The organism is Ensifer sp. LC163, assembly GCF_001695855.1.
Classification (GTDB): Bacteria; Pseudomonadota; Alphaproteobacteria; order Rhizobiales; family Rhizobiaceae; genus Ensifer.
The window spans coordinates 24520-37429 of the sequence record NZ_MBSS01000068.1 but is presented as its reverse complement, the minus strand read 5'-3'; the positions used below and the strand labels follow the sequence as shown (position 1 = coordinate 37429).

Genomic DNA, 12910 nt, shown 5'->3' with positions numbered 1-12910 from the left:
TATTGTTTCGTTGGCAGAACGCGAGTTGGACCGTCTCCAATCCCAATGCCTATGCCGCCTTAGCGGGGCCGGCGGGAAACACGCCCGACATGACAATGAACCCCTTGAGCCGCTTGACCCGGTCGCACCAGCGACGGATCGCCGGATAGTCCTGCCTGGAAATGCCCCCCTCCTCCGAAAGCATGATGTAGGGGAAGCACGCGATGTCGGCGATCGTTGGTTGGCTTGTGGAACAGATCCATTCGCGCCCTTGCCGCTCACCGAACCAAAGATGTTCATCGAGGATCCGGAACAGCCGATGGGCGCCGGCGCGCGCAGCGTTGATGTCGAAGTCGTAGAACAAGGCATCGTGCAGACGGGCAGCCGAGGCGGTGCCCGTAATGCCATCCGCAAATGCAAGCCATTGGGTGATCTCGCCCAGGAGTTCAGGATTGTCGCGCGGGTACCAGGTTCCGGCAGTGTCGTATTTGGCGGCGAGGTAGACGAGGATCGCCTGAGCGTCGCGCAGCACCAAACCGTCATCATCGATGACGGGCAGTTGACCGAGCGGATTGAGTTTCAGGAACCAGCCGGCCTTGTGTTCGCGGCCCGGATAGAAGTCGACGGGAACGGTGCTGTATTCGACCCCCAGGATGCTCATCAGCAGCCGGAGCTTGTAGCAATTGCCCGATAATTCATAATCGTAAAGCTTGATCATGTTTTGATTTCCTTACACGTCGAGGACGAGACGGGCTGACTTGCTGCGGGAAACGCAGGTCATGATCTTCGTGCCGGATTCTCGCTCGGATGGGCTGAGATAGACGTCCTGGTGATCCGGTTCGCCTTCAATGACGGTCGCAAGACAGGTCCCGCAGGCGCCCTGCTCGCAAGATGACGGCAAATCGACACCCGCTTCGCGCATCGCTTCGAGGATGGACTGCCCGGCCGGCACCTTGATGGTCAAACACGACCGGGCCAGAGCAACTTCGAAGCTCGAACTGTCGTCGATCACGTTGGTGTTCTTGAAGTACTCGAAATGCACCGCAGTCTCGGGCCAACCAACCTCGGCCGCCAGGGCGCGCGTCACTTCCAGCATCGGTCCGGGGCCACAAACATAAAGCTGCGTGTCCGGGCGATAGGGCGACAGAAGTCGGCGCAATTCGCTGGCAGTGTCGTCAGGTGATAGCCCGAGATGGGGCTTCACGGCATCACCGAGCGCCTGCCTGCTCTCGACGAATGCGAGTTGCTGTTCGTTCTGAGCAAAGTAGTGCAGTTCGTAGGCGAGGCTCTGGTTGTTCAGCGCCTTTGCCATCGCCAGCAACGGCGTCACGCCAATGCCGCCGGCAACGAAGATGGTCTTCAGGGCGTCGCGTCGCAGCGGAAAATTGTTCCTTGGCTCGGAGATCGCCAGCACATCTCCTTCACGGACGCTGTCGTGAAGGCACTGGGATCCACCCCTCGATGCCGGATCGAGCTTCACTCCGATGGTGAAGCAGTCCGTTTCACCAGGTCCATTGGTAATCGAATATTGACGGATAAGACCGTTCGGAAGATGTACATCGATATGAGCACCGGGCTGGAACGTCGGCAGAAGACCTTTGATGGGTCGGAGTTCGAAGGCCATGATGGCATCGGCAGTCTGCCACTTTCGCGCAACTTGAACACGGATCGCCGCTTTGCGTCCACGGCTGTCCAGCTCAGGCAGACTGGCAAGCTCTTCGGAGACCCGCTCGAAGATCGGTTCGATCGGCGCAGGTATCGGCAGTGAGGCGGCTTCCTTCTCAATGTGTATACGCAATGCCGAGAGCGCCTCGTTGTGATGACGCAACACCGTCATCGCGTGGACAGTATCCGGCCTGCCATTAAGAACGCCTCGGATTATCGAACGGCCGGAATCCACCGGCTGAACGAAAAAGACACCAAGCGTTTCAGCCATGCCGTGGCGGCTCCTCAGAGCCACGACCGCTTCCGTCACTACCGCCAGTTCAACGCTGGCGTCCGTCCCATCGATCTCATCATTCGGTTGGAAGCGATAGGATCGCAACGTCTTAACAACCAGTTCTGCCGATGCATTGACAGGTATGGCGCGCAGCACGAGCAGGTCGTCTCCACTAAGCCCCTCGAACACGGGAAGATCGCCGTACGGCCCTTCGGACGACCACACCAAACCGTAGCGTTCGACAGCGGGGAACGACCGGTTGGTAATGGTCCGGGCAGGTGCGTCGGCGGGGTGGGCCGGAATATAGGTGCATCCGGCCGTGCGGTTCGAATAGCGCCAGCCGTGATATTGACATTTCAGCTCTCGGCCGTCGTTGATGCCAATCGATAGCCTGACACCGCGATGCAGACAGCGGTTTTCCCAGATATTGACGTATCCATCGTCTGCGCGCCACACAGCAAACTCCCGGCCAAGCAGTTGGCCGTGGAAGACATGGCGTAGCGGCAGGTCATCGGTTGCTGCGATCGGATGCCACCGGGTCCTCGCTTCTTCAAGCATCGTCGTCTCCAATTCGTCGTCAGTGTTTCGTGTTGGCTGGGTTCAATTCGGAGCCGGAATGACCCCGTATTTGACACCCTTCCGGTTCAGCCAGCGGCGATAGGCGATGGCGGATTTATCTGCTCGGATCGGGGTCTCGGCTCTCGGATCGAGCGGCAGACGTTTGGGAAACTGGTTTTCCAGAATCGGCTTGTCCTGGCCGAAAATCGTCTGCTGAAACCGCTTGATCACCTTGTCTTCATTGTCCTCGTCGAGGATGCAAAGCATCATGTGCGCACGGACAGTCTCCTGGCTGAGAGGCTGCATGAACACGGCGATGACATCGTACCGGGCGCCGTCGACCGGGCTCGATTTATAGAGTACGGAGCAATAGGGGTGAGGCACGCGGTAGATGTACTCGACCTCGGCGCCGGTTTGGGAAGCGCTCGACGCCAAAGGCTGAAAGAAACGGCAGCGGGTTGCCAGGATTTCGTCCCTCTCGACCGAGATGTCGACATCGTATTCCTTGACCTCGGTGTGCGGTTCAACGCCCAGGATGTCGGTGTGGACATAGGGAAAATGACCCATGTCGAGGAAATTCTCGATCGCGCGCGGCGCTGACACATTGACCCCGAAGGTCGCTGCATTCAGGCGGCGCCGATCGGTTTCGTCATACTCCGGGATGGGGAAGAGCTCGTCGGGAGGGCAACCGAGGGAGGCCCAGAGATAACCATAGGCGACCTTTGCCGGCAGCGAATTGCACACGGATGCCGCGTCGATTTTGTCGCCGGCGGCAAACTCGGCGCAAGACCGCCAAACGGCAACCGTACCGTCTGGCCCGACGGCGAGACTGAGCCGCTCCTCCAGGAGAACGGTATCGACAACCGTATCGACGGGGAGCTCCGCCAGCGCGCCCAGCGGGTGCCATAGGTTCAGGACGACGGAATCCGAACATCTAGTTGTCATCGCCATAAGAAATTCCCTTCAAGGTGGACCGTCGCCGATCAGACAGGGTACGTGATCGCGCCATAGGTGACCGAGCGATCACGAAGCCACCGCCGATAGTGGACGGAGACGGCATCGGCTCTGATCGGGGTTTCCGCCCTCGGATCGAGCGGCAGGCGTCGTGGGCGCTGGTTTTCGAGGATCGGTTTGTCCTGCGCGAATATCAGTTGCATGAAACTGCGCACTGCCGCCGCCTCCAAGCCCTGCTTGAGGTAGCAGAGATAGGAGTGAACGACGCAGTTCTCCTCATCGACCGGCTGGATGAACAGCACGATCAGATCCTTTCGGTTGGGATCAAGAGGATTGCTCTTGTAGAGTGCGACCGTATAGGGCCGGAAGACCTTGTAGACATAATCGACCAGCATCGCCGTCTGTGCCGTAGGAGAGGCAAGCGGCTGGTGGAACTTGCAATCGGTTGCCAGCACTTCGTCTGCCGCGGTAATCGTCACATTGTAGGGCAGCACTTCGGTGTGCGGCTCATCGCCCAGCCAGCCGGTGTGCACGAAGGGAAAGTGCCCCATATCGAGAAAATTCTCGACGGCTCGTAGACCCGATGCCTTGACTGCGATGGAGCCGCCGCTCAACAAGTGGCGGTCGGCCTCGTTCGATTCCGGCAGGTATATGATGTCTCGTTCCGGCCTACCGAGGCACGCCCAGATGAATCCGTATCGAGCGTCCGAACAGACTTCTTCACCTGTCCCCGACAGGACCACTCTCTGGCTGTAGCGGCCATCGAGTGTGACCTGAAGATCATGTCCCATCAGCTTGGTGGCGAAGGCCGAATTCGACGGCAGGGCAGCCCGCTCCGCGACAACGTGCCAGTCGTTGAGAAGCGTACGATCGGCGCAGCGAAACTCTCCCATTGGCCACCTCCGGTGCGGTCATGCATCACTGCGGAAAAACCGTAGCGATGCCTGTTAACTGCCCGCAGAGTTTCATTTTCGGGACCGCGACGGAATGTCTTCCGTTGCCCCGCGCATACCTTCAATTAACGTTTTTCGAGATACCGGTCGGCAACGTCCCCGTCGGAAATCCCACACATCAACAGGGCAGTCATTCCTGCCCTATGTTTGCCGCTCTCCGCAAGGAACCGTCCGGCGGTCGGATTAGAGCTGCATTTAATCAATAGCTTAATTTGGCCCTGTTACCTTCTTGGCCGGTCACTTTTCGCCTCATCGCCTAGGCAGGATGACGCGCCGAGCCCAGCCGTGAGAATTCACACGGCTGGGCGCTGAAGCAAAAGTCGGATGTCGTCAGTTCATCTATCCCTCATTCCCGGCGATAGGGAATTCCAAGTGCGACCGGCTGATGCGTTCGCGACCTCAGGCCAGCCAGAAGCACGAGTGAGGCCACATATGGCAACACCAGGAAGACGTGATGCGGAATTGAAACCCCGACGACCTGGGCGTGAATTCCGATGGCTTCGAGCAATGCGAATATGAAGATCGCTGCAACCACACGGAAAGGCATCCAGTTGCCGGCGATAATGGCAACAACGACGAGCCAACCGCGACCGGCGATAAGGTCCGGCACAAACCGGTCGGAATAGCCGAGCATCAGGAATGCGCCACCGAAGCCCGACATCAGGCTGCCGAACATGATTGCCAGGCATTGGCGGCGACCAACGTTCAGCCCTTTGACGTCGAGTGCTTTCGGATTTTCCCCGACGCAGCGAATTTCGAGCCCATACCGGGTGCGGTAGAGAAAAAACCAGACCGCGATCGGAAGCAGGAAGCTGACATAGGTCAGAAGGCGCTGGGAAAACAGCACCGTTCCAAGGATCGGAATATCCGACAGATACGGTATCTCGACAGCTTCAAAACCCGCGAATTTGGGCGGATCGCGACCGATGATGTAGGTCTGGAACCAGAACAGGGTGAGACCCGAGGCAACCAAGTTGAGGGCAAGGCCGGCGATGAATTGCTCTGATTTGAGAACGATCGTGACGAACGAGAGGATCAGGCTCAATGCCGCGCAAGCCAGTACCGCGACGAGCAGGGCAAGCCACGGCGAGCCCGTCGTTGACGCGATTACATAGGCGACGACCGCGCCAAGCAACATCGTCCCCTCGACGGAAATGTTCCAGATACCGGAACGCTGGGTGACGAGTTCGCCCATGGCAGAGAACAACAGCGGCGTGGCGATCCGAACCATTGCGGCCAGAATACTGATGAACAGTGGACCCTGAAAAAGCTCAAGCATGCACTTCACTCCTGACAGTAACCTGGATCCTGGTGGCCACGGCTGCACACAGGAAGAAGAGCAGGACGAGCCCTTCCATGGCCGAGACCAGCCCGGCCGGGGTTCCACTCTGCAATCGCATGTAAATGGCTCCGCTTTTCAGCGCACCGAAGAAGAGGGCCGCAAGCATGGCGCCGCTTGGCCGCAACCCTCCGACCATCGCAACGACGATGCCGGAACTGCCGATACCGAGCAGTGTTTCGGCGCGAAGACGATGGGACGTGCCGAAAAGTTCGCCAGCGCCAGCGAGACCCGCAAGGGCGCCGGATACCAGCATCACGACCAGCAGGAGGCGGCTGATATCAGTTCCGCGGAACCGAAGCGCAGTCGGGTTGGAGCCGAAAGCGCGGATTTCGTAGCCGAGCGGCGTTCGCTCCAGCAAGACGGCCGATAACGCCGTGGCACCGAGCGCAAGCAAGAAACCGACATGCAGCTTGGCGGAGCCCTGGCCGAACAGCGTCGGCCACTCCAACATTGTATTGACCGGGGGAGACTGATGATAGGCGACGGTCACGCCGGACTCCATCCACGGTCCACCATCAAGCAGATAGGCGAGCAGGAAGATCACGATGTAGTTCAACATGACTGTCGAGATGATCTCGCTAGTGCCAAAGCGAGTCTTGAGAATTCCGGCCAAGAGACCCAAGGCGCCGCCTCCTGCCAGGCCCGCAAGGACAAGGACGGCGAACGCCATCCAATAAGGCAGCGGGCCGATCCACAGGCTGGCCCAATAGGCGCACATGGCGCCGGCCAGAACCTGCCCTTCCTGTCCGATATTCCAGATCTTCGCCCTGAAAGCGATCACCGTTCCAAGGCCCACAAGCAGCAGGGGAGTCGCCTTGGCAAGCGAACCGAGTAACGCCTTTTGGCTGCCGAAGGCCCCGATAACGAGCGACGAGAAGGCCTTTGCCACGTCACCTCCGGACAAATGGAGTAAGGCGGCGGTGGAAAAAAGAGCACACAGCATTGCCGCCGAATAGCAGGCAACGTTCCAGCCCATGCTATTGCCTGAGCGCCTTTGAACTAAGATCATTGAGGTGTCCATCAAGGTTGCTGGCGTCACCCGCCATCATCATTCCAAGCTCGAGGAGTGTTGTTTCCTCGGGCCGCACAATGCCCACGATCCTGCCTTTGAAGATAACGGCTATGCGGTCACACAGACGCAGAAGGTCGTCGAGTTCCTCGGAGGCCAGAAGGATGGCAAAGCCCTCGGCGCGCTTTTCGAGGATCTTCTCGTAGACAAATTCGGATGCCGCCACATCGAGCCCACGCGTCGGCTGATTGGCAAGCAGCAGGCTCCCGGCGTGAAGGAATTCGCGCGCAAGAATGACGCGCTGGGCATTGCCGCCGGACAAGCGCTCGACGGGCAGGTCCGCGGATGCAGCGACGATCCTGAACTCCTCGATCTTGCGCTCGGCCAAAGCGTTGAGCTTGCGGCGATCGAGAAACGGTCCGCGCCGATACTCCGGCTTGCGCTGCCATCCGAGCACCAGGTTCTCGGCCGTTCCGAACTCCGGAATCAACCCCTCGCGAAAGCGATCGTCAGGCACGAGCCCAACGCCCCTGTCGAGCATTTCGCGCGAGGTCGGCACAGCGACAGCATCTCCGTCGAGAAGAAAACCACCCGAGCTCAACGTCCTCACGCCCATCAAGACTTCGAACAACTCCTTCTGGCCGTTGCCTGCAACACCCGCCAGGCCGAGGATCTCGTTGCTGGCGATGCTGAAGGTGACATCACGAAGCACGTCCTCGCCCCACTCGCCGAGCGCACAGGCGCGATCGACGACAAGGACATCACGACCCGGTTCGATAGACCTGTCGCTAACATGCTTGGTGACCTTGTGGCCAACCATGAGTGCAGTAATGGCTTCTGCCGTCGTGCCGGATGTCTCGACGGTGGCGACGACCCTGCCTTTGCGCAGGATCGTGACCCGATCGGACTGCATCACCTCACGCAGCTTATGGCTGATCAGTATGATGGACAGGCCCTGGCGACGCATTCCGTCGAGAATTGCGAATAGCTGATCGGACTGTTGTGGGGTCAGAACAGCCGTCGGCTCGTCGAGGATCAGCAGTTCCGCCCCGAAATACAATGCCTTGAGGATTTCGACCCATTGCTGTTCGCCCACCGAGAGCTCCCAGATTTCCCGATCGAGATCGATCTGGATGCCGCAACGGCGACAGAGATCCTCGACCTTTCGTCGCGCCGCTGATTTTGACAGGAACATCCCGACTTCGGGGCTTCCCACGATAATGTTCTCAAGGACGGTGAAATTGGTAACGAGGACGAAGTGCTGGTGCACCATGCCAATGCCAAGCCGAAGCGCATCGGCCGGCGAGTTCAGCTCGGCAATCTCACCCTTGAAACGAATGACACCACTATCTGCGCGATAGTATCCGTACAGGCAGGCCGACAGCGTCGACTTGCCCGCACCATTCTCACCGAAGAGGCAGTGAATTTCGCCCTTGCGAACGTCGAGGTCGACGTTGTCGTTTGCGGTAACGGCTCCAAACCGCTTGGTCAGGTTCTGTACGCTGAGAAGGTTTTCCATTGAGTGACACCAACCCTGTTCTGTCGTCGGTCCTACTTCACCTCCGCGGTGTTGAGAGGAACGACAAACTCGCCGGACATGATCTTCTGTCTCGTCGCCGCAAGCTCTTCCTTGACGGTCGCCGGTAGCTTTGCATCAAAGTCGTGATAGGGCGCGATATCGACGCCGCCCTGCCCCATGGAGAACCATTTCGGCTCGGTGTTTCCGTTGTACTGGCCTCGCGGCTTGTGCTTGAGCCATTCGGAAACGATCCATTTGATATCCGGCTGCCAGTTGATGATCGCACTGGAGGCGATCGCGTCTGGCGCAAGCTTACTTTGGTCGATGATGTTGGCAAAGCACATGATCTTGTGCTCCTGACAGGGCTTGAAGTTGTCCGTGAGCATGAACACGACATCCGCACCTGAGGCGATCTGCACGTTTGCGTGTTCTGCCGCCAGCGCGTTGTCGGACCACGATCCGATGAACGACACGCGGTGCTTCACGTCAGGCCTGACGGCTCTCGCGCCGTCGAGGAACGCATTGATCTGGTCGTTGACATCGTCTGCGGCAAACGTCCCGACCAATCCGATGACGCCCGATCTGGTCGTGCGACCGGCCAGCATGCCGAGCAGGTAGGAGGGTTCGTGAAGTCGCTTGTAGAGCCAATATTGGTTGGTTCCGAGCGGCAGGTTGCCCGACCCGGTTACGACGAACATGATGTCGGGGAATTCGGCGCTAAGCTTCTTTACCTGGTCAGAGTATCGGCCGTGGGCCCAGATAATGTCGTATTCTCCGCCTTCGGCGTAGAAGCGCATGGCGTTCTCGGCATCATCGTTCCACAGCGGGTCCGTGTAATCCCACGATATGTCGAGCCCGTCGGGGCGTGCCTGCTTCACCTGTTCCAACGAATCCAGCAACGTGCGGGTCCAGCCGACATCGGTCCGGCTTTCGAGAATGAGCGCGATCCTGAGTGCACTGGGTTCAGCTGCGAAAGACTGATCGAGCGCGGATACCAGCAACGCTCCCATCGAACCCAGGATCGCGGTGCGCCGCGTGATATTGATAGGCATATGAAAATTCCTCCCTGTTTCAACCTTGGACCTTGTTCGGTCGCTCGCAGGCGATGCGCCTTTCCGCACTCGGTTGCGGGCATCGATGCGAAACTGTCCGGGCCAACGGCTTCCCCTTTTGGTTTTTTGTCGCCGTCGACGTTGGTTCTTTCACATTGCTGTACCAGGCTTTCATGAAACAGCCTGGGCAACAATGACTGCTATTTTGGCCCCGCATATCTCCAGTTAAGCTTGCCCAGATTGTTGTTGGCACCCGTCATCAGCGGCTGCCCGCGACGACGCCGTAGCGAAGACCTCTTTCGCGAAGCCAGCGGCGATAAGCTGCGGAGGCGGCGTCTGCACGGATCGGAACTTCCGAGCGCGAGTCGAGCGGCAAGCGCTTGGGCACCTGATTTTCCAGTATGGGCTTGTCTTGCCCAAGGATGGTCTGGTGAAAGCTGCGCATGGCCGCCAGATCCGTGACTTCATCAATCAGACAGATAACGATATGCACGAGCACCCGGTCCTCATCGACGGGTTGCCCGAAAAGCGCGATCACGTCGCGTCTGTCCGGGCGTGTTGACCCGGTTTTGTAAAGGACAGCGCAAAACGGATGGGGTATTCGGTACACGTACTCGGTATCAGCACCGGTCTCCGATCCGGCATTGGCTTGTGGTTGGTAAAACTCGCAATCGGTGACCAGGATTTCTGGCGGGTCGGAGTAGACAGCGACCTTGTAGGGTTTGACCTCAGTGTGGGGTTCTTCCCCCAGGATCCCTGTGTGAACGAATGGAAAATGGCCCATATCCAGAAAGTTCTCGACCGCGCGCGGCGCCGATACGCCAACCCGGGTCACGCCCTGAACGATGCGGCTGCGATCCGGCTCGTCAAATTCCGGTATTTCGAACAGATCGCGCGTTGGGCTGCCCAAGGTGGTCCAGAGATAGCCGAACCGCTGAATGGTCGGAAGCTCGGCGGCGAGCGTCTGGGCATCGATCGGCTCTATGCCGTCTTGCGGCTCGCGCCAGACCCCCAGCCGGTCGCCCTGCCGGCCGATCAGCAACCTTTCGCCGAGAAGAACGGTTGCGAACATACCGCTCGATGGGAGCTCCTCGAGCGAGGCAATGACATGCCATTCGTCGCGTGCAATCGGGTCGATGAGAGAGAGGTTTTCCATATCGCAGTCCCATGGATGTTTGCTGTGCGCACCGTGCGCCCGCACCTGGAGATGGAGGCGCCTTGGAAAGGTGTATGAAGCGGAGGAGGACGACCATGCCTACGCTTGGCGTTTCAATATCGCCAATTCGCCTGTCCTAGCTGCGGAGCGTCGGGCATTGAAAGCGCTGGAAAACTCAGCCGTTCAGCATTTTCTCACGCAACTCTGTCGGGGAGCAATCAAAGGCGAGCTTGATCTGACGGGAAAAGTGGTAGGGATTTTTGTAGCCGACCTGGTAGGCAATCTCGCTCACGGACAAGCCGCTGCGCTGCAGAAGATGCGCGCCATAGTCCAGCCGACACCGCCAGAGATACCGCGCCGGCGTCATGCCCAAGTGTTTCTTGAAGGCAGACACAAGATACTGCGGGCTGACGCGAACCTGTTGTGCAACGCGCTCAATAGAGACGTCTGCAGCGAAGTTTTCATCGAGAAAGCGACGGGCCTGAAGAATCGTCTGCGGGATCGGCCTTTCCTCGGCGACGACTTCCGCCTCATAGATATAGGCGTTGAGGAGGGTGTTCGTCAGAGCCTCGCGAAGGCCGCCGCGACCATCGCGATCCCCGATGCCGAGATCGACACCCAGTTGCATCAGCGTCTGAACCTGCGCCGAGGCGGTGATGAAGGGCGCATACTTGTGGCGCTCCTTGAAAAGCCAAGCAGCATTCTGCGGTCGTCCATCACACCAGCTTATATGTGTCAGAGCGTCGGGATTGATCGTTGTCAGATAGCGGTCATGTGTCAGCGACAGGGCACACTGGCCCGCTTCCAACTCCACGGTGGTCTCATCCGCCTCGATCTTGAGCGATCCAAGATGCACGATGATGAAGGCAATATAGTCCCCCCGAATAGGGCCATATTCCCCTCCACTTTCGTAGGAGATCTCCCCGAATGTGTTTTCCCGACTAAGATCTATGGGCGGCAGTCGCATCGAAGCCTTTCAAAGCACCTGACGGCAGTGTTCGCCAACATTGGCCCGGCGAGCACCATTGATACTCCTGGTTAACGCCCGCTCGATCAAGCATCGAACGTCAACGACTTTCAATTCCCGATCGAACCACGCCTGGTTTCAATGCGCCGCTGAGTAGATGGGAAAGGCCGCGCAGAGATCGTGGACCGATTTCCTCGCGCGTCGCTCCTGTTCGGTGCCCTGATCGGTGCCAAGGGCGTCGAGGACGTCGGCGATCAACGTGCCAACTTCATTGAACTCCGCTTCGCGGAAGCCCCGGCTGGTGGCAGCCGGCGTTCCCAGTCGGATGCCGGAGGTTATCGCCGGGGGCGCGGGATCGAATGGAATGCCGTTCTTGTTGCAGGTCAGACCGGCACGCCCCAGGGCCTCCTCCGCATCCTTGCCGGAGACCCCCTTGCTGCGCAGGTCGACCAGGATCAGATGTGTATCGGTTCCCCCCGAAACGATATCGTAGCCGCGTTCGGTCAACGCCGAAGCTAGTGCCCGGGCGTTGGCCACCATCTGGCGCGCGTATTGCCTGAAGTTGTCTTCAAGCGCTTCGCCAAGTGCCACCGCCTTTGCAGCGATGACGTGCATCAGCGGACCGCCCTGCAGCCCCGGGAACACCGCCGAATTCACCTTTTTCGCGACGTCCTGATTGTTGGTGAGGATCATGCCGCCGCGGGGTCCGCGGAGGGTCTTGTGCGTCGTCGTGGTGACGATATCGGCGATTTCGACCGGGTTCGGATGCACACCTCCAGCGACCAGACCGGCAAAATGCGCCATATCGACCATCATCGCCGCCCCGACCGCATCGGCGATTGCCCGAATTCGTTTGAAGTCGATCAGGCGTGGATAGGCCGATCCGCCCGCGATGATCAACTTCGGCCGTGTCGCGATGGCCTTGTCCTCAAGTTCGTCATAGTCGATCAGGCAATCGCTCTCGCGAACGCCATATTGGACGGCGTTGAACCATTTGCCCGACATGGTCGGTCGCGCGCCGTGGGTTAGATGACCACCAGCGGCAAGCGACAGGCCTATGAATGTATCGCCCGGCTTCAACAGCGCCAGCATGACCGCGCCATTGGCTTGCGCGCCGGAATGCGGCTGCACATTGACGAACGATGCGTCAAACAGCATCCCCGCCCGTTCGATCGCAGCGGCTTCGACGAGATCGACATACTGGCAGCCGCCGTAGTAGCGGTGCCCCGGATAGCCCTCGGCGTACTTGTTGGTCATGACGGAGCCTTGCGCAGCAAGCACGGCCGGCGACACGATATTCTCCGAAGCGATCAGCTCGATCTCGGAGCGTTGCCGCCCCATTTCGCGCGCGATCGCGCCGGCAATGACGGAATCATGCTTGAGTTGTCTTTCGAATAAACCCGACATCGGTTTTCTCCTGAGGCGACGACACGGCGACCGTATCGTCTGCCTGCCAATTGAACTGCAATGGGAAGTATAGGA

11 protein-coding genes are annotated in these 12910 nt (G+C 59.1%); all 11 read right to left on the bottom strand.

Annotated elements, in window-relative coordinates:
* Positions 1-49: 49 nt before the first annotated feature.
* Positions 50-697: a glutathione S-transferase family protein gene (locus tag BC360_RS29595; protein WP_065797885.1), complete on the bottom strand. Its 648-nt coding sequence runs from the start codon at positions 695-697 to the stop codon at positions 50-52.
* 12 nt (positions 698-709) lie between these two features.
* Entirely contained in the window at positions 710-2476 is a 1767-nt protein-coding gene (locus BC360_RS29590) for a Rieske 2Fe-2S domain-containing protein (RefSeq protein WP_065797884.1), read from the bottom strand.
* A 42-nt stretch (positions 2477-2518) separates the two neighbouring features.
* On the bottom strand, positions 2519-3421 hold the full coding sequence (locus BC360_RS29585) for an aromatic ring-hydroxylating oxygenase subunit alpha (protein WP_065798002.1): 903 nt from the start codon (positions 3419-3421) through the stop codon (positions 2519-2521).
* 38 nt (positions 3422-3459) lie between these two features.
* On the bottom strand, positions 3460-4323 hold the full coding sequence (locus tag BC360_RS29580) for an aromatic ring-hydroxylating oxygenase subunit alpha (protein ID WP_065797883.1): 864 nt from the start codon (positions 4321-4323) through the stop codon (positions 3460-3462).
* Between the two features lie 406 nt (positions 4324-4729).
* Positions 4730-5662 (bottom strand): ABC transporter permease, encoded by a 933-nt coding sequence (locus tag BC360_RS29575; RefSeq protein ID WP_065797882.1) that lies wholly within the window; start codon positions 5660-5662, stop codon positions 4730-4732.
* The gene (locus BC360_RS29570) at positions 5655-6614 is read right to left on the bottom strand and encodes an ABC transporter permease (protein WP_244512986.1); all 960 of its coding nucleotides are present in this window, start codon (positions 6612-6614) and stop codon (positions 5655-5657) included. Before BC360_RS29570 ends, BC360_RS29575 begins: the two co-directional genes overlap by 8 nt.
* An 88-nt stretch (positions 6615-6702) precedes the next feature.
* Positions 6703-8253, bottom strand: a complete 1551-nt coding sequence (locus tag BC360_RS29565) for an ABC transporter ATP-binding protein (RefSeq protein ID WP_065797880.1) — start codon at positions 8251-8253, stop codon at positions 6703-6705.
* Positions 8254-8285: 32 nt separating this feature from the next.
* Positions 8286-9305 carry a BMP family lipoprotein gene (locus BC360_RS29560; RefSeq protein WP_065797879.1) on the bottom strand — a complete coding sequence of 340 codons (1020 nt, stop codon included), beginning with the start codon at positions 9303-9305 and terminating at the stop codon, positions 8286-8288.
* Positions 9306-9564: 259 nt separating this feature from the next.
* Positions 9565-10461, bottom strand: coding sequence for an aromatic ring-hydroxylating oxygenase subunit alpha (locus tag BC360_RS29555; protein ID WP_065797878.1), 897 nt, complete (start codon positions 10459-10461; stop codon positions 9565-9567).
* Positions 10462-10636: 175 nt separating this feature from the next.
* Positions 10637-11428 (bottom strand): helix-turn-helix transcriptional regulator, encoded by a 792-nt coding sequence (locus tag BC360_RS29550; protein WP_065797877.1) that lies wholly within the window; start codon positions 11426-11428, stop codon positions 10637-10639.
* A gap of 138 nt (positions 11429-11566) precedes the next feature.
* Positions 11567-12835 carry a serine hydroxymethyltransferase gene (gene glyA, locus BC360_RS29545; RefSeq protein ID WP_065797876.1) on the bottom strand — a complete coding sequence of 423 codons (1269 nt, stop codon included), beginning with the start codon at positions 12833-12835 and terminating at the stop codon, positions 11567-11569.
* Positions 12836-12910 lie beyond the last annotated feature (75 nt).